We start from the raw sequence: 25141 nt of genomic DNA, 5'->3' as shown, positions 1-25141 counted from the left end.
TTCAGAAAGCTGTTTTGGCGGGTTTGGGGCGTGATGCGGGGGCTTTGCCCCCATCGCGTCAGAGCCGCGATTCCCCCAGGATATTGGGGGAATGAGAAGGCTTTGGTGCGGCTCAGGCGGCTTTGGCCGCATCCTCCAGACGCAGCTGCACAGATTGGCGGCCGCCCCATGTGTTGATCTCCAGACGGCCCGCCAGATGGAATCGCGCACCGCCATGTGATTCCAAGGCCGCCCCCAGCGCGGTGTCATAGGCACCAAAGGCAATCGCATCGATGCGCGCGCCGAATCCATCGCCAAAGGTGAGCTTGAGGTGGCTTTCACCCACCCGTTTGGTGAAGCGAATCTCCACATCCGGGAAGGCAAAGCGCGGGGCAGGGGCGCCCGCCCCAAAGGGGCCAGCCTTTTCGATGTCGGTGATCAGCTCAACCGTGGCCGCGGTGGGCATCAGCAGGCTGTCGAGTTTCAGATCCGCCGGTCCCATGTCGCCTGCGCCCTGTTTGGCCATCAGCTCGGTGAGCCGCGCCATGGCAGGCTCCAGCTGGTCACGGGCCACGGTCAGGCCCGCAGCCATCTTATGCCCGCCGCCTTTGATCAGCAGCTCTTCTGCCGCGAGTTTTTGAATGGAGGCCCCCAGATCCACGCCAGACACCGAGCGGCCGGAGCCTTTGCCCTCGTCCCCGTCAAGGCCGATCACAATGGCGGGGCGGTTGGTGGCCTCTTTCAGGCGGGAGGCGACAATGCCGACCACACCGGGGTGCCAGCCTTCGCCAGCGGCCCAGACCAGCGGCGCATCCAGCCCACGCTCTTCGGCCTGTGCCATGGCCGCCGCGCGCACAGCGGCCTCAATGTCGCGCCGCTCGGTGTTGAGCTCATCCAGTCGCTCCGCGAGCGCCTTAGCTTCCTGTTCGTTGTCCGTGGAGAGCAGGCGCGCGCCGAGGTCTGCCTGCCCGATGCGTCCACCTGCGTTCACACGTGGCCCCAGCAGAAAGCCGAGGTGATAGCTGTTGGGCGCGCTGTCCATGCGGCTCACATCAGAGAGCGCCACAATCCCGGTGCGGTCCCGCCGCGCCATGACCTTGAGGCCCTGACGCACCAGCGCGCGGTTCACCCCCACCAGCGGGGCCACATCCGCCACAGTGCCAAGCGCCACCAGATCGAGCATCGCCATCAGATCCGGCCCGCGCGTGCCATCGGATTCGCGCATCTGGCGGTTGGCCTCCACCAGCATCAGAAACACCACCGCCGCCGCGCAAAGATGGGCCAGATCGCCGCTTTCATCCTGTCGGTTGGGATTCACCACCGCCACACAATCGGGCAGGGTTTCGCCGCCCAGGTGGTGGTCGAGCACAATCACATCTGCCGCCTTTGCCGCCGCAATAGGCCCGTGGCTGAGGGTGCCGCAATCCACACAGATGATCAGGTCATGGTTGGCGGCCAGCTGCGCCATGGCGGCCTCATTGGGGCCATAGCCCTCATCAATGCGGTCGGGCACATAAAGCGTGGCCTTCAGCCCCATATGGCGCAGCCATGTGATCAAGAGCGCCGCAGAGGTGCCGCCGTCCACGTCATAATCGGCAAACACCGCGATGCGCTCACGTTTGCGCACTGCCTGCAGGAAACGGGCGGCGGCGGTCTGCATGTCTTTGACGGTACGGGGATCGGGCAGCAGCTCGGCCAGCCGTGGCTCCAGAAAGCTCTCCGCCTCCGCCGCTGTCACCCCGCGCCGCGCCAGCACCGCACAGAGTGCAGGGGGCAGGGTGGTCTCCTGCGCCAAAAGCTCGGCGGCGCGGGTGGCCTCCACATCCGGCCCCAGCCAGCGTCGTCCGGTCAGGCTTTCGGATACACCAAGGAAGTCGGTCATGGGCAGGGCTTTCATCTTATCAAAAGGCCCGCCAAAGAGGCGGGCCGTAAGGGGCGCTTTGGCCCAGTCAATCAGTGCAGCGTGCCGCGATCAAGAGGTCTGATCGATGGGCGCGCGGTAGGTCATGCGACGCACGGAACCGGACTTGGAGCGCATCAGCAGTGTCTCGGTTTCGATCCAGCCCGGGGTGCGCTTGATGCGCGGCAGCAAAGAGCCGCCGGTCACGCCGGTTGCGGCAAAGATCACATCCTGTGTGACCATCTCGTCGCGGGAGTAGATGCGGTCCAGATCGGTGATGCCGGTCTTGGCAGCACGGGCGCGCTCGTCATCGTTGCGGAACACCAGACGGCCCCACATCTGACCGCCCATGCATTTTAGCGCCGCTGCTGCAAGCACACCCTCAGGTGCGCCGCCGCGGCCCATATACATGTCGATGCCGGTTTCTTCGGCTTCGGCGCAGTGCATCACACCGGCCACGTCACCATCGGTGATCAGGCGGATGGAGGCGCCGGTGGCGCGCACTTCGGCGATCATGTCTTCGTGGCGCGGACGCTCCAGAATGCAGACGGTGATGTCAGAGGTGTCACAGCCTTTGGCTTTCGCCAGCGCTTCCACACGCTCTTTCGGGCTCATTTCCAGCGAGACGACGTTTTCCGCGTAGCCCGGGCCGATGGCCAGCTTGTCCATATAGGTGTCCGGCGCGTGCAGCATGGAGCCGCGTGGACCCATGGCGATCACGGTCAGCGCGTTTGGCATGTCTTTGGCGGTCAGCGTAGTGCCTTCCAGCGGGTCCAGCGCAATGTCAACGCCGGGGCCGTTGCCAGTGCCCACTTCTTCGCCGATGAAAAGCATGGGCGCCTCGTCGCGCTCACCTTCACCAATCACCACAACACCGGCGATGTCCAGAAGGTTGAGCTGCTCGCGCATGGCGTTCACAGCGGCTTGGTCTGCGGCTTTCTCATCGCCGTTGCCAATCAGCGCTGCGGAGGCAATCGCTGCCTGTTCGGCCACACGGGCCAAACCGAGCGACAGCATACGGTCGTGAAATTCCGGCTTTTGGGACATGGGGTGATCCTTATGTGCTTGCTTAAATATCGGTTATCGCAGCGGCGGCGCGCTCACAAGAGGGGCGCGCCATTGAAATCTCAAACCTGCTCTATGCGCAACGCCACAGGGGCGCTTGCGACCACGCCGGTGCTCTGCATGGCGGCAATGGCTTCATCCAGAGCGGCGCGCTGGGTTTTGTGGGTCACGATCAGCACAGGGGCGAGCTCATCATTGTGGCGGGTCTGTCGCATGCGGTCGATGCTGATCCCGTTGTCGCCAAGCGCGGTGGCGATCTTGGCCATGGCACCCGGGCGGTCTTCCAGCGTCAGGCGCAGGTAGTAGGGCGCCGGAGAGTTGGAGCGCGCCGCCTTGGCTGCGGTCAGCTGCTCGGCGGGCATGCCGAAGGTGGAGAGGCGGAAGCCGCGCGCAATGTCACAGACATCGCCCATCACCGCGCTGGCGGTCGGGCCTTCACCGGCGCCGGGGCCGCGCAGCACAACCTGCTCCACCGCGTCGCCTTCGATCACCACCATATTGGTGCCACCCTTGAGCTGGCCCAGCGGGCTGTCTGCGGGCACAAGGCAGGGTGACATGCGCTGCTCGAGCCCCCGGCCGGTCATCTGGGTCACACCCAGCAGCTTGATCTTGAAGCCAAGCTCTGCGGCCTGATGAATGTCTTCAATGGAGATGCGCTGAATGCCTTCCAGCTCCACACCTGCGAAATCCACCTTGGTGCCAAAGGCGATGGAGGAGAGCAGCGACAGCTTATGGCCTGCGTCAATCCCGCCCACGTCCAGATTTGGGTCCGCTTCCAGATAGCCAAGCGCATCGGCCTCGGCAAAAACCTCTTCATAAGGCAGGCCCGCGTCCTGCATCCGGGTGAGGATGTAGTTACAGGTGCCGTTCATCACGCCCATGATGCGCGTGATCTCATTGCCCGCCAACCCCTCGGTGAGGGATTTGATCACCGGAATGCCGCCTGCCACAGCCGCTTCAAAGCGGATCACCGCGCCTTTGGCCTCTGCGGTCTCGGCCAGTGCCTGACCGTGATGGGCCAGCAGCGCCTTGTTGGCGGTGACAACATCTTTGCCAAGCGCCAATGCAGCCTCGATTGCGTCTTTCGCGGGGCCGTCTTCGCCGCCCATCAGCTCGACAAACACATCCACATCGTCGCGCTTGGCCAGGGCCACCGGATCCTCTTCCCAGGCGTAATTCGCCAGCGACACGCCGCGGTCCTTGTCCTTGGAGCGCGCGCTCACGGCGGTGATCACCACCGGACGCCCGGTGCGGGCCGCCAGCAGGTTGGCCTTCTGGCGCACGATCTTCACCACACCCACGCCCACGGTGCCCAAGCCGGCAATCCCAAGACGGAGCGGTGTTGTGTTGGGGTTGCTCATCTGCGCATCGGTCATGAAGCACTACCTCGAATATGTGTTGGTATGGTCTGCTGTGTTGCTTTGCCGTGTAGCGGCTCTTGCAGGGGGGTGCAACGCGTCTGCATCGGGCAGGGCTTACTGCAGCTCACGCGCGCGGCGGCTGAGACGGGCGCCACGGGCGGCAAGCTCTTCCTCGCTGCTCTCCGTTAGGCGCTGCTCCGGCGCGGCAGGCAGGGCGCGCGCAGGCAGAAGCTCAGGGTAGGGCGCGGCCTCCACTTCTTTGGAAACAGCGGCATCCAGTCCCGGCACATCGCCACAGCTGGCCAGCACGCCCGTGCATAAGATCATCAAGAGGCTTGCTTTGGTCTGTCGTGTCACGCGAATGGCCCTTTTGTTGCCCGGCTTTCTTATGGCCCAGTCGGGGCTGGCGACACAAGCCAACTTGCACGCGCCAGCCCTGCTTATGCGGGGTTTTAAAGGAACGTACGTTCAGTTAAATTGCGCCTATGGCACGAACTCAAGGCTCACATTCCGGCATCACCGGCCCGCGCGTGCGCGCCGCCGCGCTCTCGCTCTTTGCCCAGCACGGCTATGCCGCTGTTTCCATGCGCCAAATCGCGCGTGAGGTCGGCGTACAGGCGGGGGCGCTTTATAACTACACGCCGGACAAGCAGTCGCTGCTGTTTGATCTGATGAAAACCCATATGGATGAGCTTCTGGCCACCCGCGCCTCGCTTGAGGCCCCGGCCTCTCCGGTGGCGGCACTGGAGACCTTCACCCGTTTGCACCTGCGCTTTCACTCAGAGCGCCCTGATGAGGTGTTCATCGCCTATATGGAGCTGCGCAATCTCAGCCCGGAAAATTTCTCCGAAGTCGAAGCCCTGCGCCGCGCTTATGAAGACCAGCTCGAAGCGATCCTGCGCGCCGGTGTGGAAAGCGGCGATTTCACTGTCGCGGACCCCAAAATCACCGCCATGGCCGTAATTGCCATGCTGACCGGCGTGAACACATGGTTCCGCGAAGGCGGCCGCCTGTCGCTGTCCGAGGTGGAGCAGATCTACTGGGATATGGTGCGCCAGGCCGTGGGCGTCTCTGCCTAACGGCTCTGTTTCCCCCCTAAGCGCTTCTCATTCAAAAAATATCCCGGGGGTGAGCCGCGTCTCGGAATGTGTCCAGCGGACACATTCAGCGGCGAACGGGCGGAGCCCTTACACCGCTTGATGTGCCAGGGGCAGCGCCCCTCATAGACGGAGGGGTCTCCCCCTCCGTCCACTTTTCTAAAGCCATGATCAATGCGCCGGTTTGATGAATGTGCCGTTGCGCAGCTCGGCAAAGGCCTGCTGCAGCTCTGCCTGCGTGTTCATCACAATCGGCCCATGCCAGGCCACTGGCTCCTGAATGGGCTGACCTGAGATCAACAAAAAGCGCACACCCTGTTCTCCAGCCTGCACCGTGACCTCATCGCCATTGCCAAAGCGCACCAAAGTGCGGTCGCCGCTCATATCGCGGATATTGACCTCTTCTCCGGCCACTTCTTTCTCGAGCAGAATGCCGGTGGGCTGGCTGGCATCGGCAAAGGCCGCATCCCCTTCAAATACATAGGCAAACGCGCGCCGCCGTGTGTCGATCGGGAAGGTCTTTTTCACCCCCGCAGGCACGGTCACATCCAGAAACATCGGATCAGCGGCAATGCCATCCACCGGGCCGGTCTGCCCCCAGAAGCTGCCGATGATCACGCGCACCTTGGTGCCGTCATCCTCAAAGATCTCGGGGATTTCTTTGGCGGTCACATCCTGATAGCGCGGATCGGTCATTTTTAGGTCGCGGGGCAGATTCGCCCAGAGCTGAAAGCCGTGGTTCACCCCATTGGCACCGGGGGTGGGCATCTCCTGATGCAAAATCCCGCGCCCTGCCGTCATCCACTGCACATCCCCCGAGCCCAGATTGCCGGTGTTGCCAAGGCTGTCCTGATGCTCCACAGCGCCATCAATCACATAGGTGATGGTCTCGATGCCGCGATGCGGATGCCACGGAAAGCCCGCCTCATAGAGCCGGGGATCATCGTTGCGGAAGTGATCCATCATCAGGAAGGGATCAAGCTCCTCAGGATCCTGAAACCCAAAGGCGCGATGCAGATGCACGCCAGCCCCTTCCCGGGCAGGAATGGCTTTGCGCGTTTCCAAAACAGGTCTGATCGACATGATGTCTCTCCTTTCCTCCCCAAGGTAGGGCAGCTGGCCTGCCCTGAAAATCGCCAGCGCCGCGCGCTCATTGTGCGGATCTGCACAGAAATAAACTTAACAAGTGCAACAGCTTAGGTTGAGCGACGTAGCGGCATATTTCAACCGCCCTTTCCTATACCTTGGCCTTGCGCGTATGGTCACGCGCGACAATACATTCACAGGCAGGGAGGCCTAAATGCTAGGGTCTATGATGATGCGTCCGCTCAACATCGCGGATATTCTCAAATTTGCAGCCGAAATCCACCCAACCGGAGAAGTCGTCTCTGTGCGCACCGAGGGGGATATCCACCGCCAGACATATGCCGAGATGGCCCCGCGCGTGGCGCGTCTTGCCAATGCGCTCACAACACAGGGCCTGAAGGTCGGTGACCGCATCGCGACGCTGGCGTGGAACGGCTACCGCCACCTTGAGCTCTACTACGCGATCTCCGGTGCTGGCGGTGTCTGCCACACCATCAACCCGCGCCTGTCAGCCGAACAGATGACCTACATCGTGAACCACGCCAAGGACACGATGCTGTTTGTGGACACCACCTTTGTGCCGCTGGTCAACGCCCTGCGCGCGCAATGGCCAGAAGGCCTCAAAGTGGTGGTCATGACCGATCGCGCCCATATGCCAGAGGGCGATTTCCTCTGCTATGAAGAGCTGCTTGAGGCGGAATCTGAGGAATTTGACTGGCCAGAGCTGCCGGAAGATACCGCCGCAGGTCTCTGCTACACCTCCGGCACCACTGGCAACCCAAAAGGCACGCTGTACACCCACCGCTCCACGGTGCTGCATGCTATGACTGTGGGCCTGTCGCTGCCCAAGGTCTGCCAGCCGGGCCGCCGCATCCTGCCGGTTGTGCCGCTCTTCCACGTCAACGCCTGGGGCCTGCCCTATATCGCGCTGCTCACCGGCGCCTCGCTGGTTTTCCCGGGCGGCGCGCTTGACGGGGAAAGCCTGTTTAAGCTGATGGAAGGCGAAAACGTCTACTCCGCATGGGGCGTGCCCACCGTCTGGCTCGGCCTTCAGGGCGAGATGGAGAAACAGGGCCGCATGCCCAAAGGTCTCGAAGATCTGGTGATCGGCGGCTCGGCCGCCCCGGCCAGCATGATCACCTATTTTGAGGAAAACAACGTCAACGTCTGCCACGCCTGGGGCATGACCGAGATGAGCCCGGTCGGCACCATGGGCAACCTGCCTGTGCATCTGGAAGACCACATCCTCGAAGAGCGTGTGGCGATCAAATCCAAACAGGGCCGTCGCATCTTTGGCGTGGATCTGAAAATCGTGGACGAAGACGGCAAGCGTCTGCCCCATGACGGCGAAGCCGCAGGCGAGCTGTTTGTGCGCGGCAACAACATCACTGCAGGCTACTTTGAAAACGAAGAGGCCAACGCAGGCGCCTTTGATGCGGATGGCTGGTTTGGCACCGGCGATGTGGCCACGATTGACGGCCACGGCTACCTCACCATCACCGACCGCGCCAAAGACCTGATCAAATCCGGCGGCGAATGGATCAGCTCGCTCGATCTGGAAAACACCGTGATGGCGCATCCGAATGTGGCCAACTGCGCGGTGATCGCCGTGGCCCACCCCAAATGGGACGAACGCCCGCTGATGGTTGTGGTGCCCTCTGCCGAAGGCAAGCCCGAGATCAGCGAACTGATGGCCCTGTTAGAGGAGCACTTCGCCAAATGGCAGCTGCCTGATGATGTGGTCTTTGTGGACGAGCTGCCGATGACCGCCACCGGCAAAGTCTCCAAGCTCACCCTGCGCAAGCAGTTTGCCGACTACAAACTGCCCGACATGGTGTGATTTGGCACAAAGCCAGTTCATAACACTCAACGGTCACGCGTATCACATGCGCGTGGCCGGCGACCCTCAGGCCCCCGTGCTCCTGTGCCTGCACGGCTTTCCCGAATATTCCGGCGCCTTTGACGATCTGATCCCCCATCTGGAGGATCACTTCTTCCTCGTAGCCCCGGATCAGCGCGGCTACGGCCAAAGCTGGCGACCGGCAGAGGTGAAACACTACGCGCCTGCCGCGCTTGTCGCCGATGCCGCTGCCATCCTGAAGCACTACTGTTCTGACCGGCCTGCCGCCGCAGTGCTCGGCCATGATTGGGGCGCGGCCATCGCCTATGGTCTGGCCTTCCGCCATGCCGATCTGTTTGAGCGCCTGATCATCGCAAACGGGGTGCATCCGATCCCGTTTCAGCGCGCACTCGCGGCGGGCGGCGCACAATCTGCGGCCAGCCAATACATCAACTGGCTGCGCGCCGAAGGCTCCGAGGACCGGCTCGCAGAAAACGATCACGCCCGCATGATGGGCATCTTTTCCAAACATATGGACATGTCCTGGATGGACGAGAGCAAACTGGCCGCCTACCGCGCGGCCTGGGGCACAGCCGAAGAGGTGCGCGGCATGGTCAACTGGTATCGCGCCTCAACCCTTCAGGTCGCAGACCCCGGCGCACCGCTGCCAGCCGAAGCCCTGCCCAAACTGCCGCCCCAAGCCCTGCGCGTGCCCATGCCGCATCTGCTCTTGTGGGGGGAAGAGGACACCGCGCTCCTGCCGGAGTGCCATGCAGGCCTTGAGGATCTCTGCGACGATCTCACCCGCATCACCCTGCCGGGTGCCGATCACTGGCTTTTGCATCAAAAGCCCGCCGAGGTGGCCCGCCACATCCTGCAGTTTCTGCGTTAAGCCCCGGCTTCTCATTCCCCAAATATCCCCGCCGGAGGCTTCCGGACATGGCCGCGCATCCCTGCCTTCCGCGAAGGCAAGCCCATTGTGACGTCATGTTACTTTGCCATCCTCTTGTTTGAGCCGCCCGCACGCGGCTTTATCCTGTCACCAAGGCGTCGTGCGGTTTTGCGCGGCATCCGGAGGAGAGGGAGTGGCACGCAGCCCGCATAGGCTGCTTTGCCTCGCGTCGTGCTCCGGTGTCCGCAGAGATTGGCAAGGCGCTGAGAAAACAGGAGTTTTTTATGTCTGGTGACCGCCACCTTCCCAAAGCGCTTCAGGGCCTGCGTATCCCCGCAGTGGCCTCTCCGCTTTTCATCATTTCCGTACCCGCACTGGTCATTGCCCAGTGTAAGGCAGGCATCATAGGCAGTTTCCCCGCACTCAACGCCCGTGAGGCGGCAGGAGACCATCCCCTTCTGGACACCTGGCTCACGCAGATCCGCGAAGAGCTGGACCGTCACAATCAGGAAAATCCCGATCAACCGGCCGCGCCTTTTGCGGTCAACCAGATCGTGCATCGCTCCAACGAACGTCTGGAGCGCGACATTGCGCTTTGCCACAAACATGAGGTGCCGGTCTGGATCACCTCGCTGGGCGCGCGTAAAGAGGTCAATGACGCCGCCCATGATTGCGGCGGCATCGCGCTGCATGACATCATCAACAACAAATTTGCCAAAAAGGCGATCGAGAAAGGGGCTGACGGCCTCATCGCGGTGGCCGCCGGTGCGGGTGGCCATGCGGGCTCCCAATCCCCGCTCGCGCTGATCAGCGAAATCCGCGAGTGGTTTGACGGCCCAGTGCTGCTTTCCGGTGCCATTGCCACCGGCTCCTCGCTGCTGGCCGCACAGGCCATGGGCGCAGACCTTGGCTATATCGGCTCGCCGTTCATCGCCACCAAGGAGGCCAATGCCGAGCAGGGCTATAAAGACATGATTGTCGAGAGCGGCGCGGATGACATTGTCTATTCCTCGCTCTTCACCGGCGTCTGGGGCAACTACCTCAAAGGCTCCGTTGAGGCGGCGGGCATGGATCCGGATCGCCTGCCGGTGGGCGATGTCTCCACCATGGATTTTGGCACCGACCGCGACAAACCCAAGGCGTGGAAAACCATCTGGGGCTCCGGTCAGGGCATTGGCGCGGTCAAGGAGGTCGGCACTGTGGCCAGTCTCGTGGACCGGTTGGAGTGCGAATATAAAACCGCCTACCAGCGTCTGCAGGACCGCATGGCATGAGCCAGATGTTCCACCTGATCCGTCACGCCCAGGCCAGCTTTGGCGCGGCGGATTACGACAATCTCTCAGAGCTGGGCCACCGCCAGTCTGCCGCCCTTGGCGCGGCGCTCAAACGTCAGGGGGTGGCGCCGGATGCGGTGTTCATCGGCGGGCAGAAGCGCCACCGCCAGACCTGGGAAGGCATCGAAAGCGCGCTGGGCACGGGGCTGACCCCGATTGTTGTGCCGGGCTGGAACGAATTTGATTTCGCAGGGCTTCTGGAGGCGCGCTTTGCCGGGCGCGCCGACAAGCCTGCAGATCTGCACACCGACCGCAAAACCCACTTCCGCATCCTGCGCGACACGGTGCTGGAGTGGCAGCGCGACGAAATCGCAAACCCGCCCGAAAGTTTTGCCGCTTTCACGAACCGCGTGCGCGAGGCCCGCGCCATTGTGGCCGCCTCCGGGGCCAAGACCCCGCTGGCCGTCAGCTCCGGCGGTGCCATCGGGCGCACGGTGGCCGATGTGCTCGATGCCCCTGCCGAACAGATGATCCTGCTGCAACTGCAGGTCAAAAACTGCGCCGTGGCGCGTATTGTCATGGCCAAAGGGCAGGAATGGCTCAACGGATTTAACGAAACCCCGCATATTGACGGGAGCAACGAGAAAGAGATGCTGACCTATAGCTGAGAGAGAACAGGGGGGCGGGCGCGACCGGTTTGCTGCGCACCCCGGCCATTCTGAAGCGCGGCCGCGCGTTTCGAGATCGGGCACCGCGCCGTGTCTGATGCAAAGGGAGGAAACTATGGACGCAACCCAACTGGACACCGCCGCCGTTGCGCGCTGGCTGTCTGACAATCTGGATGGCTTTGCGGGGCCTATTGAGGCCACCAAATTCAACATCGGCCAGTCCAATCCGACCTTCCGGCTGGATGCGCCTTCAGGTCAATATGTGCTGCGCCGCAAACCCCCCGGGGTGCTGTTGAAATCCGCCCATGCGGTGGACCGCGAATTCCGCGTGCAAAAGGCACTCGCAGGCACCGACGTGCCTGTCGCCAAAATGCATCTGCTTTGCGAAGACGATGATGTGATCGGCTCAGCCTTCTATGTGATGGACTATGTGGAGGGGCGCAATTTTGATGATCCGCGCCTTCTCGATCTTTCCATAGAAGACCGGGCTGCGGTGGTGGATGAAATGGGCCGCGTGCTGGCGGCGATCCACTCGGTGGACATCAACGCGGTTGGCCTGTCGGACTATGGGCCGGAAGGCAATTACTTTGAGCGTCAGGTGGGGCGCTGGACCAAGCAATACCGCGCCTCCGAAACGGAAACCCTGCCGCAGATGGATGAGCTGATCGACTGGCTTGCGACCCATATTCCAGCCGATGACGGCAAACGCACGCTGGTGCATGGCGACTACCGGATCGACAATATGCTCTTTGCCAACGACCGCCCCGAAGTGGTGGCGGTGCTGGATTGGGAACTCTCCACCATTGGCCATCCTTACGCCGATCTGGCGGCGGTGATCATGCAGTGGCAGATGCCGCCGGGCCATGAGGGTCGCGGGCTCGCCGGTGTGGACCGCGCAGCCCTTGGTCTGCCCAGCGATGAAGACTTCATCGCCCAGTATTGCGCCCGCATGGGCCTGCCGGGGATTGAGAAATTCGGCTTCTACCTGGCGTTTTGTTTCTTCCGCATGGGCGCGATCATCCAAGGCGTGAAAAAGCGCGCGCTGGACGGCAACGCCTCTGATCCAGAACGCGCCGCCAAGCTTGGAAGCTTCGTGCCGATGTTCGCCATGGCAGGGCTGGAGGCCGCAAAACGTGGATAAGATGTTTCAGGATAAAGTGGTGATGATCACCGGCGCGGCCAGCGGCTTTGGGGCCATGGCGGCAGAACGCTTTGCGGCACAGGGCGCCAATCTCGGCCTGTCTGACATCAACGGTGATCAGTTGGCCAATGTCGCAGAAACCCTGCGCGCCCAAGGGGTTGAGCTGGTCTCTGCCGCGGTGGATGTGTCAGACGAGGCGCAGGTGGCCGCCCATGTCAGCCATATTGCAGAGACCTTTGGCACCATCGACGTGGGGCTCAACAACGCCGGGATCGGCCATGATGTGCGCCCGCTTCAGTTCCTCACCACCGAGGATTTTGACCTGATGATGAATGTGAATGCCAAAGGGGTGTTCCTCTGCATGAAGCATCAGATCCCGCTGATGCAGAAAGCAGGCAGCGGCGCGATCCTGAATGTGGCCTCAGCGGCAGGTCTGGTCGGTTCAGGCCATCTGTCGCTTTACGCGGCGGCCAAACATGCGGTGGTGGGGCTGACCAAGGCGGCGGCGGATGAGAACGCCACTCGCGGCATTCGCATCAATGCGCTTTGTCCCTCGTTTTCGGCCACGCCGATGGTGGATGAAATGGCCGACATCGTTGGGGAGCGCGCGGGCCTGTCCCGTGAGGATGCCATGACCCATATTGCCAGCCGGGTGCCCATGCGGCGCGTCTCCAAGCCCGAGGAGGTGGTGCAGGCCATGCTCTGGATCAATGCGCCTGAAAACAGCTTCATGACCGGGCAGGCCATCGCCATTGACGGTGGTCTGACGGCGGTCTGACTTAAGCCCCGGAGCAAGGCGTTTGCGCCGCCGGGGCAGCGCACGTCCGCCCCTTTGGGCGTGCGCTTTTGCAACGTCGCGGCAATTTCTGGCGGCTGCGTTGAAGTCGCGGGATAAACTGCCAGACTGACACCCGATTTTGCGCCCACCCGCGGCCGCGCGCTGCCGCTCGTTTGAAAGCTTCACCATGACCCACAAACCCCTCGATCCCGCTCTGGAAGAAACCCCTTACGAGCTGCAAAAGCACCTCGGGTTTCGCATCACCCATTGGGATGTGGATTACGCCCGCCTGGAGCTGCCAATTGCACCGCATCTGATGAACCGCGCTGGCATTCCGCACGGCGGGATCTACGCCACACTGCTCGACACAGTCATGGGGTTTGCGGGCTGCTACACCGGTGATCCGGCGCACAAATGTCTGGCGCTCACACTGTCCATGACCACCAATTTCCTCAGCCGCCCCAAGGGGCAGGGGCTGATTGCCGAAGGTTGGCGCACAGGCGGCGGCGCCAAAACCTTCTTTGCCGAAAGCACGATTTCCGATGAAACCGGAGAGATCATTGCGCGCGGCTCCGGCGCCTTCAAATACCGCGCCACCACATTGTGACCTGAAAGATCAGCCTGCCAAAGCCTGCGGGCTTTCCACACCCCAACCCTGTGCCAGCTCCGCGACCGACTGAAGGATGAAATCCACGGTCTCATCAGACATCAGCACGCTCAGGTTCAGGCGCACAAACCCCGGTTTGCTTGCGCCCGGACCTTGCAGAATGTCGTCGCGGATATGCGCGGATTGCCCGTCGTCAATATCCAGCAGCGCATGCACATAAGGCCCCGCACAAGAGCAACCGCCCCGCGCCTGAATGCCATAGCGTTCTGACAGCGCGCGGGTGAAGGCGTTGTGGTCAATCCGCGTGCCTGTGCTGTCCAGCGGCACAAAGGAGAGAATGGGCAACCGCGTGCTCCGATCCGCTGCCAGCAAGTGCAGATTGGGATTGGCCCCCCAGGCCGCAAAGGCCTTGGCCGTCAACGCCGCATTGCGGCTCTGCATCTCTGCGCCAATCACCTCTTTCACGATCAGCGCCAGCGCCACGCGAATGTCACCCGCCACATTGGGCGTGCCGCCTTCCTCGCGCTGGGCCAGCCCCGCCACATAGTCATGCTGATGCGCGTTCACAAAAGCCACGGTGCCGCCGCCGGGCCGGTATGGCACCGCTGCGCGCACCGCATCTTCGCGCACCACCAGCACGCCACTCGCGCCAGGGCCGCCAATGCACTTGTGTGCTGAGAACACCAGCGCATCGACCTCCGCGCCCTCCGCTGGTGTCATCTGCATCGGCAGATAGGGCCCGCCGCCTGCATAGTCCCAGACCATCAGCGCATCATAGGTTTTCACCAGCCGCGTCACCGCCGCCACATCTGTGCAGACGCCGGTGACATTGGCCGCCGCGCTCATCGCGACAATCACACGCCCGTTCAGGCTGTGCTCCGCCAGCGCCTGCGTCAGCGCCGCGCGATCCGGGCCGGGCAGGGCGCCTTCAGGAATTTCAATGACCTGCGCGCCGCTCTCGCGCCAAGGCAACAGGTTGGAGTGATGCTCATAAGGCCCCACCAGCACCGTGTCGCCCGCGCCCACCTGCAGCATATGCACCAGCTGGTTCAGCCCTGTGGTCGCGCCCGATCCGGCAAAGATCACCGCATGTTCGCCTTCGCGCGCCCCGCAGTGCCGCGCCACCACAGCCCGCGCCCCTTCGCGCAGCTGCCCCATGCGCGCCCCGCAGAAAGAGGCATCTGTGTGGGTGTTGGCATAGTAAGGCAGCACGTTTTCCAGAACGAAGCTCTCCACCTGCCGCAGCGCCCGACCAGAGGCGACATAATCCGCATAGATCAGCTTGCGCGGACCATAAGGCGTGTCGATCTGCAAATCCGCCCCAATCAGCCCGTCGCGCAAGCTGTCCATCGGCGCTGCGACGGAGGAGAGCTGTGCTGCAAAGTGATCAAAGGGGGTGGTGAGCTTGGACATTGTGAGCCTCTTATCCATGTGTTTGAGGTGTTTTACTTCGTTGCTCCGGCGAAATTTGCCCCTCATTTTGCGAAATGGGTCGTATTTTGTTGTCATATGATCTAAGCAAGCAGTCATATGGACCAAATTGATCGAAATATCCTTGATGTGCTGCAACGCGATGCCTCTTTGTCCCAGCGTGAGGTGGCCGAGCGTGTGGGCCTCTCTCAAAACGCGCTCTGGCGTCGTCTCAAACGGTTGGAGGAGGAGGGCGTGCTGCAGGGCGCGCGCATGCGTATTGATCCCGCAGCCTTGGGCCTTGATCTGACGGTTTTTGTGATGGTGCGCACCCGCAACCATTCCGTAGAGTGGGCAGAGAGCTTCAAGCGCCATGTGTCGCTGATCCCGCAGGTGCTGGAAATGCACCGCATCGGCGGAGACTGGGACTATATGCTCAAGATCGTGACCTCGGGCATGGCGGGCTATGATCAGGTCTACCGCCGCCTTACCACTGGCTTTGAGCTGGATACGGTCACCGGATATTTCTCCATGGAAACCATGCTCGAAGACCGCCCGCTTGACGTGCGAAGCTGATCCGGCACCCATCTGTCATCAAAGTTTCACGCGTTGCAGGCAGAGACTCACTTGCATCTCGCTTAATATTTCCATAGTTCACGATATATGGATAAGTTATCAGCCCTCACGGCCTTTGCCGCCCTGTCTCAATCCACGCGACTGGATGCGTTCCGCCTGTTGATCAAGGCGGGCGAGGCCGGTCTGACCGCCGGAGAAATCGCCGATGCTCTGGATGTGCGCCAGAACACCCTATCGGCAAATCTCTCCGTGCTGTTGCAGGCCAATCTGCTGCGCAACCAGCGTGAAGGCCGCAGCATTCGCTATTTCGCCAACACCGACGGCGTGCGGGGGCTTTTGGGCTTCCTGCTGGAGGACTGCTGCGGTGGGCAGCCGGAGTTGTGCCAGCCGCTGATCGAAGACCTCACCTGCGGGTGCTAAAGGAGCCGGTCCCATGTCAGGCAAACGCTACAACGTCCTCTTCCTCTGCACGGGCAATTCAGCCCGCTCCCTTCTTGCCGAAGCGATTTTGCAGCGTGTGGCCATGGGTCGCTTTCGCGGCTTCAGCGCGGGTTCTCACCCCAAAGGCGCGCCGCACCCATACGCCATAGATCTTCTGCAAGGCCTCAACCACGACACAGGGTTTGTCCGCTCCAAAAGCTGGGGCGAATTTGCAGGCGAGGACGCGCCGGAGATGGATTTTGTGTTCACCGTCTGTGACCGCGCCGTCAAAGAAGACTGCCCGGTCTGGCCCGGGCAACCCGTGACCGCCCATTGGGGCATCCCGGATCCCAGCAATTTTGAAGGCTCTGAAGCCGAAAAACGTGTCGCTTTCGCCGAGGCTTACCGAATGCTCTACAACCGCATTTCGATCTTTGTGAACCTGCCGATGGGGCGGCTTGATGCCGTGTCCCTCAGGCAGCAATTGGACGATCTCGGCACATCGGAGTCGGTTGATATTCTCAGCGCGATGCGTCGCTACAGGGAGCAGAAGGATGTCTGATCGCACCGCAGAACTGGACGCAGGCCTTGGCACTTTTGAGCGGCTCCTGTCGCTCTGGGTTGCCCTCGCCATCGCCGCAGGCTTTGCCTTGGGCATTCTCATGCCGGCGCTCTTTGCTGCCCTTGCCAGCCTTGAGGTCGCCTCCGTCAACCTGCCTGTGGCGGTGCTGATCTGGGCCATGGTTTATCCGATGATGGTGGGCATTGATTTTGGCGCGCTCGCCGATGTGGGGCGCAAACCCAAGGGGTTGGTGATCACGCTGGTGGTCAACTGGCTGATCAAGCCTTTCTCCATGGCGGCGCTGGGCGTTTTGTTCTTTGAATATATCTTCGCCGCCTGGATCGACCCGCAAACCGCCAGCGAATACCTCGCAGGCGTGATCCTTCTCGGCGCGGCACCCTGCACGGCGATGGTCTTTGTCTGGTCCAATCTGGTGCGCGGTGATGCCAACTACACGCTGGTGCAGGTCAGTGTGAACGACGTGATCATGGTTTTTGCCTTTGCCCCCATCGTGGCTTTCCTGCTTGGCGTGACCAACATCACCGTGCCATGGGAAACCCTGATCCTGTCTGCCGTGCTCTACATCCTACTGCCGCTGATCGCCGGTTACATCACCCGCAAGCGCCTGATGGGGCAGGGGGGGGAGGCAGCCGTTGAGGCCTTCCGCAACCGCCTGCGCCCCACCTCTGTGGGTGGCCTCTTGCTAACGGTTGTGCTGCTCTTTGGCTTTCAGGCGCAGACCATCCTGAGCCAGCCCTTCAATATCCTGCTGATCGCCATCCCGCTGCTGATCCAGACCTACGGCATCTTCTTTGTCGCCTATGGTGCGGCCCGGCTCTGGAAAGTGCCGTTTGAGGTCGCCGCCCCCTGCGCGCTGATCGGCACCTCCAATTTCTTTGAGCTGGCGGTGGCCGTGGCGATCTCGCTCTTCGGCCTTGGCTCCGGCGCGGCCCTTGCCACCGTTGTCGGTGTGCTGGTGGAGGTGCCCGTGATGCTCAGCCTTGTCGCTTTCGCCAACCGCACCCGCGGCTGGTTTCCCAATTCACCGTAACCTTGGTTCGGGCTGCAAGCCCGGACCGCGCCCGACCCTCCCCACGGGAGGGCGCCTTTGGCACCCACCCAGGGTCTGGCGCGCTCCTCTGTTAAAGGAATGATCCGAATGACCAAAATCGCAATCAATGGCCTTGGCCGCATGGGCAAGCTGGTGATCCGCAGCTTCTTTGACTTCGGTCTGGATGCCGAAATCGTCCTGATCAACGACCCTTCCGGCGACGCCGAGCTGCACGCGCATCTTCTGGAGTTTGACACCGTCCACGGCCGCTGGCGTGCCGACTTCTCTTATGACGCAAACAGCATCACCATCGACGGCCACCAGATGCGCAAAACCGAAGCCTGGTCGATCGAAGAGCTGCCGCTCAAAGAGCTGGGTGTCGATCTGGTGGTGGATTGCACCGGCGTTTTCAAAACCAACGCCAAATTGCAGCCCTACTTTGATGCAGGCGTGAAAAAGGTCGTGGTCTCCGCCCCTGTGAAAGAAGACGACGTGGCCAATATCGTCTACGGCGTGAATGACGCCACCTACGATGCGGCCACCCACAAGGTCATCACCGCCGCCTCCTGCACCACCAACTGCATCGCGCCGGTGGTCAAGGTGATCCGCGAGAAACTGGGCATCGAGCAGGCCAGTTTCACCACCATCCACGACGTGACCAACACGCAGACCATCGTGGACCGCGCCCACAAAGACCCGCGCCGCGCCCGTTCTGCCCTCAACTCCCTGATCCCGACCACCACCGGATCCGCCAAGGCGATCATCCAGATCTTCCCCGACATGGACGGCAAGATCGACGGCCACGCCGTGCGCGTGCCGCTCTTGAATGCCTCGCTCACCGACATCGTCTTTGACGTGAGCCGCGACACCACCGCCGAGGAGGTCAACGCCTTCTTTGCCGAGGCCGCCGCAGGCGAGCTGGACGGCATTCTGGGCTATGAAACCCGCCCGCTGGTGAGCTGTGATTTCACCAATGACGACCGCTCCACCATTGTCGATGCGCTCTCCACCCGTGTGGTCAACAACCGCCATGTGAAAGTCTATGCTTGGTATGACAACGAGTGGGGCTATGCCTTCCGTCTGGCAGATGTCACCCGCATGGTGCTCGCCAGCCTTTAAAGGGCACCTTTGGTCCGGCACCGCCGGACCGCGCCCCATTGCCCGGTAGGGGCTTGTGAAACAAGCTCCCGAAAGGGACCCTCCCCACGGGAGGGCGCACAGCAACGTATCACCAAACGCAATGTGGGGATTGTGGCGCGCCTTGAGCCCCACCAAACCGTTGCACAAGCGCCCACCCAGGGTCGGGCGCGGTCCTCAGGAGATGGATATGACCGCCGCCTCAAGTTCAAAACCAGACGGCCTCGCCGCCTATATCACCGTCACCGCCGCCTATTGGGCCTTTATGCTCACCGACGGCGCGCTGCGGATGCTGGTGCTTTTGCACTTCAACGGGCTGGGCTTCTCCCCGATCCAGCTGGCCTATCTGTTCCTGCTTTATGAGGTCATGGGCATTGTCACCAATCTTTCCGCCGGCTGGATTGCCGCGCGTTTTGGACTGACCTCCACGCTCTATGCGGGCCTCACCATCCAGATCGCGGCCCTGATCGCTCTGGCACAGCTTGACCCGGCCTGGGGTGTCACCGCCTCCGTGATCTTTGTGATGTGCGTGCAGGGCGCGTCCGGCGTGGCCAAGGACCTCTCCAAGATGTCTTCTAAGTCAGCGGTCAAACTGCTCGCCCCCAAAGAGGGCGGCGGGCTTTTTCGCTGGGTGGCGCTGCTCACAGGCTCCAAAAACGCGGTCAAAGGCTGCGGCTTCTTTCTGGGCGCCGCGCTGCTGGCGCTCTGGGGCTTTCAGGCCTCGGTCTGGGGTATGGCCATCATCCTCGCGGTGATCCTCGCTGGTGTCGTGACCTTCATGCCCTCCGGCCTGCCGCAGGGCTCCAAAAAGGCCAAGTTCTCGCAAGTCTTCTCCAAAGACCCCAATGTGAACCGGCTCTCCTTGGCGCGCATGTTCCTGTTCGGCGCGCGCGACGTGTGGTTTGTGGTGGGCATCCCGGTCTATTTCAACGCGGTGCTCTCTGATGGCACCGCCGAGGGCCGCCGCGAAGCCTTCTTCATCATCGGCATCTTCATGGCGGTCTGGATCATCCTTTACGGGGCAGTGCAGGGCAACGCCCCGCGCATCCTGAAAGCCGCCAATGCCAGCACCGATGAGGTGGTCGGCAAAGCGATCAACTGGGTCGGCTATCTCACCCTGATCCCGCTGGCGCTCACCGCCGCCGTGCTGCTGCTTGACACCTCCGCCATGCTCACCGTCCTCCTGATAGCAGGGCTTCTGGTGTTTGGCTTTGTCTTTGCGGTGAACTCCTCGGTCCACAGCTACCTGATCCTCGCCTTCACCTCAGATGAGCGCGTCACCATGGATGTGGGGTTCTACTACATGTCCAACGCCGCCGGTCGGCTGCTCGGCACCTTGCTCTCAGGCCTCAGCTATCAGGTCGGCGGGTTGTGGCTGTGCCTGTTCACCGCTGCGCTTATGTCCGCCCTCAGCTGGTGGGCTGCGAGGCGGCTGCGGAGCGTCTCCTAGCCTTCCTCTTGCCAAAAATATCCCCGCCGGAGGCATCCTAGGTGGGCCAAATAGCGCTGCGCTTAAGCGGGGTCAGCCTGCGGATGTAGCGCGTCGTTGATCCAACCCATCTCTTCGGGCAGGGTCAACTGGTTGATCGCGATGGAGGGTTTTTTCGGCAGATTGGCCGCCGCCGCGCGCGCCTCTTCCAGCCCGCGTGTGTCTCCGGCCTTCTGGCAAGCCAGTGCCTTGAGCAGCTGCAAGCCGCGATCCATTGGCCGCAGATCCGCTGCTTCGCGCGCAGTCACGCGGGCCATCGCAAAATCTCCGGCCGCCAGATAAACCCGCGCGGTGAATGCCATTCGCGTCACACGGAAGGGATCACTGCTGGTCATCTGCACAAAGCTTGAAAGCGCCTCAATGGCTTTTTCCGGTTTGCCTTCCAGCAGTGCAAGCTGCGTGATCAGGTCGACAAAGCCAAGGAAGGTCGGGTTGATCCGGCGCGAATGCTCAATATCCGCCGCCGCACCTTTCAGATCGCGCAGCACCCGCAGCCGATAGGCGCCGCGTGCCCAGAACACAAAATCGCTGTTGGGGGATTCCGCAATCGCCACATCCAGATCACGCCCAAGCGAGGCCAGCTCCGCGTCACTCAGGGTTTCATATTTGATATTGCTGAGGTTGAGGCGGCTTTGCGCGCGCATCGCCAGCGACATGCCGTCCGTCGGGCTCAGCAGCACCGCACGGTCGAGCGCCGCGTAGCCTTCTTCCCAGGATTCCAGCGTCTGTTTGAAGAACAGCCCCGCCGCCCGCGCGCGCAGCTCGGACACGCTCAGTTGGGTGTTTTTCAGATGCGCCAGGCGGTTGCCGTCGTATTGAATGGTCTGCAAGCGCAGATCCGAGCTCACCACCGGCAGGATCTCATCGACAAAGGCAAAGGGGTCGGTCAGATCGCCGTCATAGCTCTGGGTCCAGAGCGTGGTCATATCCCGCCGCAGGATCAGCGATACGGTGAAGCGCGCGCGTGTGCCAGACACCCGCAGCCGCCCATGGGTCAGAAACAGGGTCGGCGTGGCCTCCACGCTGCCCGCATCCACCGTGGTGATGCCGGTGCGCTTCATCGACATCTGCACCATGCCGTCGTGCAGATCCTGCGCCAGCGCCATGCTGTCCGGGGTCTCCGGCGCGGCCACAAAATTCTCAAACCCGATCGAGGGCAGGGAGCCTTTGTTGGGCGCGGTGGTCAGATTGGCGGGACGCCACTGATAAAGGCGGATCGGTGTTGCGATGTTCTTGAGGTTGAACATCCCCACATCGCTCAGCTCTTTCTGGCGTGCCTCAGACAGCTGGCGGAACAGATCTTCGGAGAACATCGCCCCACCGGGAGGCGCTTCGGTCTCGATCCGCTGGGCAATGTTCACACCATTGCCGTAAAAATCCGCCTCATCCTCGACAATCTCCCCCACGTGACAGCCGATGCGCAGCTTGATGACCTCATGCTCCACCAGATTGCTCTGCACCTCTTCGGCGCAATCCAGCGCCGCTTCCACGCCGGGGAAAGATAGGATCCAGCCATCACCCATACGTTTGAGCACCTCGCCGCCGTAGGTCTTGGCCACAGGCTCCAAATGCTCGTTGCGCAGCTCCTGAACAGAGGCCACGGCAAGCGCTTCGTCTTCGCCCATGAGGGTGGAATAGCCCACCAAATCTGCACACATCAATGTGGTCAAGCGACGGCGCATCTGCGAGTTCCCTGAAGTATACCTGCCCGTACACGCGTGTATTGGGGGGTATGAATTTCGTCTTTAGATTGGTCCTGAATCTTGGGTCTGCAGGCAGCAGGTTCAAGAGCAAGAGGTTGTATTTTCTTTTGCCCCAGAAAACAAGGGTGCCTGTGCCTTCTCTCTTGTGAGATCACCGCGATTTGAGGCTATCTTGCATTTGAAACGGTTTCGCTGCGTCGCGCACTGGCATTTGTCCCATCTGAAATGTAGATCGCCTGTGCGCCTTGTGCTTTATATCATTGGGGCCGCTTTGGGCTTGGGTAATAGGGGAACATGACTGTGACGGCTTTCACCGCTCAAAAGCTCTGGCCTGCGCTGATGTGCATCTTTGTCGCAGCCTCAGCCCTGCAGGCCCATGCCGCGCAGCGCTCTGTAGAAGGGGTTCTGGCCACGCCGGTGCTGTCTCCGCTCCCTGTGGCGGGCGAGGATGCGGTCAAACTCAGCAAACAGCGCGCCCAGAAGGGTGATTTTGATGCGGAAATCCTCATTCCCTGCGCGCAGGAGCTTGGCCAGAACCTCGGCAGCTGCAACGCGGCTGTGGCGCGGGCGGGGCAGGGCGCGGCCACGGTTGTGGTGACCTTTCCCAACGGCTTTGCCCGCAAGCTCTACTTCACCGAAGGCGCCTTCACCTCGGCCAGCGCCACAATGTCCGGCGCGGGGCGGGACACCGACTGGTCACTTCAGGGCGATCTGTTTCAGATCCGGGTCGACGATCAGCGCTATGAAATCCCCGAGAGCTTTGTTCTGGGCAATTGAGCCCAAAAAGACTGCGCCGCAGAGCGCCGCGCAGTCTCAAGTGTTTTGCCTAATGCGGTGCTACGAGCTTACGGCGTGATCTTATAGATCATGCCCTCATCAACCGCCGCATAGAGGCTGCCATCCGGCCCTGACACCAGCGAGCGGAACCGCCCCGGCTCCATCGGCAGGGTCATCTCCGTGACATCCATCACCTCGGTGCCATCCTCCGTGAGCTGGATCACGTCGATCCGCTGCCCCAGAGGAGTGCCGCCAAAGCCGATGCCCATCAGCCCGACAACCATCGCCCCTTCCCAGTCGCCCCAGGCGCTGCCTTCCAGAAAGGCCGCAGACGAGGTGCCCTGTGACCAGCCGTTGTTGGTCCAGATCGGGGGCATGGCGTTTGGATAGGTGGCAAAATCCGTCATCGGCATCCATGAGGCCCGGGCAAAGCGGTTGTCGCCCACCATTTGGTTCGGGCTGTAGCCGCAATAGTCATCCGGACAGGCGTCCCGACCCGCCATATTGGGGCGCGGATCCCATCCGGCGTTGCCGCCATTGCGCAGCACGGTGATTTCATCAGAGTGCCATGGCCCGTGCTCTGCGGTGATCGCCGCCCCGGTGGTGGGGTGGAAGGCGATGCCCTGCACATTGCGGTGCCCATAGGTGTAGGTGCGCTTGTCAAAGCCCACAGGCGGGGTGTTTCCCGCCGCAGGGGTGCCGTCCGTATCGATCCGGATCACCTTGCTGCCCATCAGCGACGGGCTTTGCGGCACCGCGCTGTTGTGGGTGTCACCAGTGGTCAGATAGAGATAGCCATCCGCCGGATTGAACCGCACACGCCCGCCATTGTGCGCGCCCGGCCCGCCAAAGGGGTGATCCGTGGCGGTCATTTTATAAGGCACATCCTCCACAATATCGATGCGCTCTGACACGGTTGAGAAATCCTCACTCACCACCATCCGCATCAGACGGTTGGTGTGCGGCGTCACCATATTGGAGGTGGAATAGACATAGATCCGCCGGTTGTTGGCAAAATCCGGATCCACGGCCACGCCCATCATCCCCGCCTGACCTTCACAGAACAGATCCTCTGCGGTGGCGGCATAGCCGTCCACGCCGCCCATTCCCAAAAGCGCGGTGATGTCACCTGAGGGCATCAAGACCGACAGGCCTTTGCACTTCTCGGTGTAAAACATGGTGCCATCGTCCAGAAACGCCATGTCCCAAGGGTTTTCCAGATCCTCCAGCACCACAGTGTGGCTCAGGCTGGTGGTGTTCTGCGCCCAAGCAGGCGCAGCCATCGTCACAGCGCCCACCGCCAAAGCCGCGGCGCTCATCTGATATCGCATGTTCATTACGTCCTCCCAACGTGATTGCAGTCATCGCTGCGCGAGAGGCTCAAATCTGCGGTGTCACCTGCCAAAGAGATGCCGGGCCTATCAATAAACCGTCCGTGCCCGGCTTGCGTCGTTCAAAAAAGTCCGTGCCAAAACCCGTTGTCCTGCGCCGGAGACACCAAGTCACTCCAGCGAGGTGATGAAGTGGCTGATATTGGTGATGTCTTCGTCAGAGAGTTTCTTGGCATTGGGGGCCATCAAAGGTGTGTTGGGCCCGAATTTCTCCCCCGCGCGGTACCGCGTGAGCCTGTCTGCCAGATACTCCGCAGACTGATCGCGCAGCGATGGATAGCTCGAAAGTCCTTTGGCCGTCGGTCCATGACAACTGCGGCAGGTCTTTTTGTAGAGCTTTTCTCCGGCGGTGATATCAGCCTCCGCCGCCCAGCCCGCCCCGCTCAGCGCCGGGGCCAAAATCATCGCAACAACGATGGGTACATATCTCACGTCAGCATCCTCACTGATGGCATTCAGGCTTCAGTCAAAGTGCAATTGAGGCAGCTAACACCGATTTTGAAGATCGGGCAAGGGAAACCGCGCGCAGCAGTCGTGGGATGGTGAGGGGGAAGGGAGCGGCGGTAGTGCCTTGGGTGTGGTTGCTGTTGGGGGTGTTTTGGGGTGTTCGGGACCGCCAGTCCAAACGGCCCCCAACCAGCTCGGCTCGCCGAGCTGCGCCCGCCCCCTGCCCGCAGGAGAGCGCAACCACACGGATCATATGTGATCCGGATCGCACCCCGCTGACGGCAGGGCTTTGCAACGCAAAGTCCCGAGAGTGTCCCCGCCCCCCAAGGGCGGGTGCGATTTTGCAACGGTTGGGTTAGACGAGGCCTAGGCTTTTGCGGCGCGTGATTTGCCAAACCAAAAGCCGCCCTCGGTGCCGGGTGCGCTCCTCTGTTGCCGCCCCCCAACGCATGCCCCCTTCAGCTCGGCCCCGCCGAGCCGCGCCCGACCC

Annotated in this window: 24 protein-coding genes; 15 read left to right on the top strand and 9 right to left on the bottom strand. The window is 61.9% G+C overall.

Annotated features, from left to right (window positions below):
- Positions 1-112: 112 nt before the first annotated feature.
- From recJ to J7412_RS20860, 4 genes are all read right to left on the bottom strand, one after another.
- Positions 113-1861: a single-stranded-DNA-specific exonuclease RecJ gene (recJ, locus tag J7412_RS20875; protein ID WP_209081492.1), complete on the bottom strand. Its 1749-nt coding sequence runs from the start codon at positions 1859-1861 to the stop codon at positions 113-115.
- A 90-nt stretch (positions 1862-1951) separates the two neighbouring features.
- Positions 1952-2926, bottom strand: coding sequence for a class II fructose-bisphosphatase (glpX, locus tag J7412_RS20870; RefSeq protein WP_209081490.1), 975 nt, complete (start codon positions 2924-2926; stop codon positions 1952-1954).
- An 80-nt stretch (positions 2927-3006) separates the two neighbouring features.
- A complete protein-coding gene (locus tag J7412_RS20865) occupies positions 3007-4320 on the bottom strand; it encodes a homoserine dehydrogenase (protein ID WP_247744044.1) in 1314 nt (437 codons plus the stop codon).
- 99 nt (positions 4321-4419) lie between these two features.
- Positions 4420-4632, bottom strand: coding sequence for a hypothetical protein (locus J7412_RS20860; protein WP_209081488.1), 213 nt, complete (start codon positions 4630-4632; stop codon positions 4420-4422).
- Positions 4633-4790: 158 nt separating this feature from the next.
- Here J7412_RS20860 and J7412_RS20855 point away from each other — a divergent pair, with 158 nt between their 5' ends.
- The gene (locus J7412_RS20855; protein ID WP_209081486.1) at positions 4791-5384 is read left to right on the top strand and encodes a TetR family transcriptional regulator; all 594 of its coding nucleotides are present in this window, start codon (positions 4791-4793) and stop codon (positions 5382-5384) included.
- Between the two features lie 189 nt (positions 5385-5573).
- On the opposite strand, the gene J7412_RS20850 is transcribed toward J7412_RS20855, so the two are convergent.
- Positions 5574-6485, bottom strand: a complete 912-nt coding sequence (locus tag J7412_RS20850; protein WP_209081484.1) for a pirin family protein — start codon at positions 6483-6485, stop codon at positions 5574-5576.
- A 217-nt stretch (positions 6486-6702) separates the two neighbouring features.
- On the opposite strand from J7412_RS20850, the gene J7412_RS20845 reads away from it, so the two are divergent.
- The 7 genes from J7412_RS20845 to J7412_RS20815 all read left to right on the top strand — a co-directional run bounded on the left by J7412_RS20845 (position 6703) and on the right by J7412_RS20815 (position 13688).
- Complete coding sequence (locus tag J7412_RS20845) at positions 6703-8328, top strand: long-chain-fatty-acid--CoA ligase (RefSeq protein WP_209081482.1); 1626 nt, start codon at positions 6703-6705, stop codon at positions 8326-8328.
- A 46-nt stretch (positions 8329-8374) separates the two neighbouring features.
- Entirely contained in the window at positions 8375-9220 is an 846-nt protein-coding gene (locus J7412_RS20840) for an alpha/beta hydrolase (protein ID WP_209081480.1), read from the top strand.
- Positions 9221-9504: 284 nt separating this feature from the next.
- Positions 9505-10494 (top strand): nitronate monooxygenase family protein, encoded by a 990-nt coding sequence (locus tag J7412_RS20835; protein ID WP_209081478.1) that lies wholly within the window; start codon positions 9505-9507, stop codon positions 10492-10494.
- Positions 10491-11162 (top strand): histidine phosphatase family protein, encoded by a 672-nt coding sequence (locus J7412_RS20830; protein WP_247744043.1) that lies wholly within the window; start codon positions 10491-10493, stop codon positions 11160-11162. Before J7412_RS20835 ends, J7412_RS20830 begins: the two co-directional genes overlap by 4 nt.
- A gap of 115 nt (positions 11163-11277) precedes the next feature.
- Complete coding sequence (locus J7412_RS20825) at positions 11278-12303, top strand: phosphotransferase family protein (protein ID WP_209081470.1); 1026 nt, start codon at positions 11278-11280, stop codon at positions 12301-12303.
- 1 nt (position 12304) lies between these two features.
- Entirely contained in the window at positions 12305-13081 is a 777-nt protein-coding gene (locus J7412_RS20820) for an SDR family NAD(P)-dependent oxidoreductase (RefSeq protein WP_209081508.1), read from the top strand.
- Positions 13082-13268: 187 nt separating this feature from the next.
- Complete coding sequence (locus J7412_RS20815; RefSeq protein ID WP_209081468.1) at positions 13269-13688, top strand: PaaI family thioesterase; 420 nt, start codon at positions 13269-13271, stop codon at positions 13686-13688.
- A 9-nt stretch (positions 13689-13697) separates the two neighbouring features.
- On the opposite strand, the gene J7412_RS20810 is transcribed toward J7412_RS20815, so the two are convergent.
- Entirely contained in the window at positions 13698-15101 is a 1404-nt protein-coding gene (locus tag J7412_RS20810; protein ID WP_209081466.1) for an aminotransferase class V-fold PLP-dependent enzyme, read from the bottom strand.
- Between the two features lie 117 nt (positions 15102-15218).
- On the opposite strand from J7412_RS20810, the gene J7412_RS20805 reads away from it, so the two are divergent.
- The 6 genes from J7412_RS20805 to arsJ all read left to right on the top strand — a co-directional run bounded on the left by J7412_RS20805 (position 15219) and on the right by arsJ (position 20294).
- The gene (locus J7412_RS20805; RefSeq protein ID WP_209065933.1) at positions 15219-15674 is read left to right on the top strand and encodes an Lrp/AsnC family transcriptional regulator; all 456 of its coding nucleotides are present in this window, start codon (positions 15219-15221) and stop codon (positions 15672-15674) included.
- Positions 15675-15761: 87 nt separating this feature from the next.
- Positions 15762-16094 (top strand): metalloregulator ArsR/SmtB family transcription factor, encoded by a 333-nt coding sequence (locus J7412_RS20800; protein ID WP_209065932.1) that lies wholly within the window; start codon positions 15762-15764, stop codon positions 16092-16094.
- A 13-nt stretch (positions 16095-16107) separates the two neighbouring features.
- Entirely contained in the window at positions 16108-16656 is a 549-nt protein-coding gene (locus J7412_RS20795) for an arsenate reductase ArsC (RefSeq protein ID WP_209081464.1), read from the top strand.
- Positions 16649-17707, top strand: coding sequence for an ACR3 family arsenite efflux transporter (gene arsB, locus J7412_RS20790; protein WP_209081462.1), 1059 nt, complete (start codon positions 16649-16651; stop codon positions 17705-17707). Before J7412_RS20795 ends, arsB begins: the two co-directional genes overlap by 8 nt.
- A gap of 108 nt (positions 17708-17815) precedes the next feature.
- The gene (locus J7412_RS20785) at positions 17816-18826 is read left to right on the top strand and encodes an ArsJ-associated glyceraldehyde-3-phosphate dehydrogenase (protein ID WP_209081454.1); all 1011 of its coding nucleotides are present in this window, start codon (positions 17816-17818) and stop codon (positions 18824-18826) included.
- A 208-nt stretch (positions 18827-19034) separates the two neighbouring features.
- On the top strand, positions 19035-20294 hold the full coding sequence (gene arsJ / locus J7412_RS20780) for an organoarsenical effux MFS transporter ArsJ (RefSeq protein WP_209081429.1): 1260 nt from the start codon (positions 19035-19037) through the stop codon (positions 20292-20294).
- Between the two features lie 62 nt (positions 20295-20356).
- Here the strand turns inward: arsJ and J7412_RS20775 are convergent, their stop codons facing one another.
- A complete protein-coding gene (locus J7412_RS20775) occupies positions 20357-22015 on the bottom strand; it encodes an adenylate/guanylate cyclase domain-containing protein (RefSeq protein WP_209081427.1) in 1659 nt (552 codons plus the stop codon).
- A 315-nt stretch (positions 22016-22330) separates the two neighbouring features.
- On the opposite strand from J7412_RS20775, the gene J7412_RS20770 reads away from it, so the two are divergent.
- A complete protein-coding gene (locus J7412_RS20770; RefSeq protein ID WP_209081419.1) occupies positions 22331-22813 on the top strand; it encodes a hypothetical protein in 483 nt (160 codons plus the stop codon).
- A 68-nt stretch (positions 22814-22881) separates the two neighbouring features.
- Here the strand turns inward: J7412_RS20770 and J7412_RS20765 are convergent, their stop codons facing one another.
- Both J7412_RS20765 and J7412_RS20760 read right to left on the bottom strand, forming a co-directional pair.
- Positions 22882-24150: a PQQ-dependent sugar dehydrogenase gene (locus tag J7412_RS20765; protein ID WP_247744042.1), complete on the bottom strand. Its 1269-nt coding sequence runs from the start codon at positions 24148-24150 to the stop codon at positions 22882-22884.
- Positions 24151-24315: 165 nt separating this feature from the next.
- On the bottom strand, positions 24316-24636 hold the full coding sequence (locus J7412_RS20760) for a c-type cytochrome (RefSeq protein WP_209081417.1): 321 nt from the start codon (positions 24634-24636) through the stop codon (positions 24316-24318).
- Positions 24637-25141 lie beyond the last annotated feature (505 nt).

Origin of the sequence: Shimia sp. R9_3 (assembly GCF_017743755.1) — a bacterium.
In the GTDB taxonomy this organism is placed as follows: domain Bacteria; phylum Pseudomonadota; class Alphaproteobacteria; order Rhodobacterales; family Rhodobacteraceae; genus Shimia.
The sequence above is the reverse complement of the archived record's forward strand: the minus strand, read 5'-3'. Positions and strand labels throughout refer to the sequence as shown.

Excerpts from the sequence above, each read along its gene's own strand:
- recJ (WP_209081492.1), bottom strand. The coding sequence starts at position 1,861 with ATGACCGACTTCCTTGGTGTATCCGAAAGCCTGACCGGACGACGCTGG.
- glpX (WP_209081490.1), bottom strand. The coding sequence starts at position 2,926 with ATGTCCCAAAAGCCGGAATTTCACGACCGTATGCTGTCGCTCGGTTTG.
- J7412_RS20865 (WP_247744044.1), bottom strand. The coding sequence starts at position 4,320 with ATGACCGATGCGCAGATGAGCAACCCCAACACAACACCGCTCCGTCTT.
- J7412_RS20860 (WP_209081488.1), bottom strand. The coding sequence starts at position 4,632 with ATGATCTTATGCACGGGCGTGCTGGCCAGCTGTGGCGATGTGCCGGGA.
- J7412_RS20855 (WP_209081486.1), top strand. The coding sequence starts at position 4,791 with ATGGCACGAACTCAAGGCTCACATTCCGGCATCACCGGCCCGCGCGTG.
- J7412_RS20850 (WP_209081484.1), bottom strand. The coding sequence starts at position 6,485 with ATGTCGATCAGACCTGTTTTGGAAACGCGCAAAGCCATTCCTGCCCGG.
- J7412_RS20845 (WP_209081482.1), top strand. The coding sequence starts at position 6,703 with ATGCTAGGGTCTATGATGATGCGTCCGCTCAACATCGCGGATATTCTC.
- J7412_RS20840 (WP_209081480.1), top strand. The coding sequence starts at position 8,375 with ATGCGCGTGGCCGGCGACCCTCAGGCCCCCGTGCTCCTGTGCCTGCAC.
- J7412_RS20835 (WP_209081478.1), top strand. The coding sequence starts at position 9,505 with ATGTCTGGTGACCGCCACCTTCCCAAAGCGCTTCAGGGCCTGCGTATC.
- J7412_RS20830 (WP_247744043.1), top strand. The coding sequence starts at position 10,491 with ATGAGCCAGATGTTCCACCTGATCCGTCACGCCCAGGCCAGCTTTGGC.
- J7412_RS20825 (WP_209081470.1), top strand. The coding sequence starts at position 11,278 with ATGGACGCAACCCAACTGGACACCGCCGCCGTTGCGCGCTGGCTGTCT.
- J7412_RS20820 (WP_209081508.1), top strand. The coding sequence starts at position 12,305 with ATGTTTCAGGATAAAGTGGTGATGATCACCGGCGCGGCCAGCGGCTTT.
- J7412_RS20815 (WP_209081468.1), top strand. The coding sequence starts at position 13,269 with ATGACCCACAAACCCCTCGATCCCGCTCTGGAAGAAACCCCTTACGAG.
- J7412_RS20810 (WP_209081466.1), bottom strand. The coding sequence starts at position 15,101 with ATGTCCAAGCTCACCACCCCCTTTGATCACTTTGCAGCACAGCTCTCC.
- J7412_RS20805 (WP_209065933.1), top strand. The coding sequence starts at position 15,219 with ATGGACCAAATTGATCGAAATATCCTTGATGTGCTGCAACGCGATGCC.
- J7412_RS20800 (WP_209065932.1), top strand. The coding sequence starts at position 15,762 with ATGGATAAGTTATCAGCCCTCACGGCCTTTGCCGCCCTGTCTCAATCC.
- J7412_RS20795 (WP_209081464.1), top strand. The coding sequence starts at position 16,108 with ATGTCAGGCAAACGCTACAACGTCCTCTTCCTCTGCACGGGCAATTCA.
- arsB (WP_209081462.1), top strand. The coding sequence starts at position 16,649 with ATGTCTGATCGCACCGCAGAACTGGACGCAGGCCTTGGCACTTTTGAG.
- J7412_RS20785 (WP_209081454.1), top strand. The coding sequence starts at position 17,816 with ATGACCAAAATCGCAATCAATGGCCTTGGCCGCATGGGCAAGCTGGTG.
- arsJ (WP_209081429.1), top strand. The coding sequence starts at position 19,035 with ATGACCGCCGCCTCAAGTTCAAAACCAGACGGCCTCGCCGCCTATATC.
- J7412_RS20775 (WP_209081427.1), bottom strand. The coding sequence starts at position 22,015 with ATGCGCCGTCGCTTGACCACATTGATGTGTGCAGATTTGGTGGGCTAT.
- J7412_RS20770 (WP_209081419.1), top strand. The coding sequence starts at position 22,331 with ATGACTGTGACGGCTTTCACCGCTCAAAAGCTCTGGCCTGCGCTGATG.
- J7412_RS20765 (WP_247744042.1), bottom strand. The coding sequence starts at position 24,150 with ATGAACATGCGATATCAGATGAGCGCCGCGGCTTTGGCGGTGGGCGCT.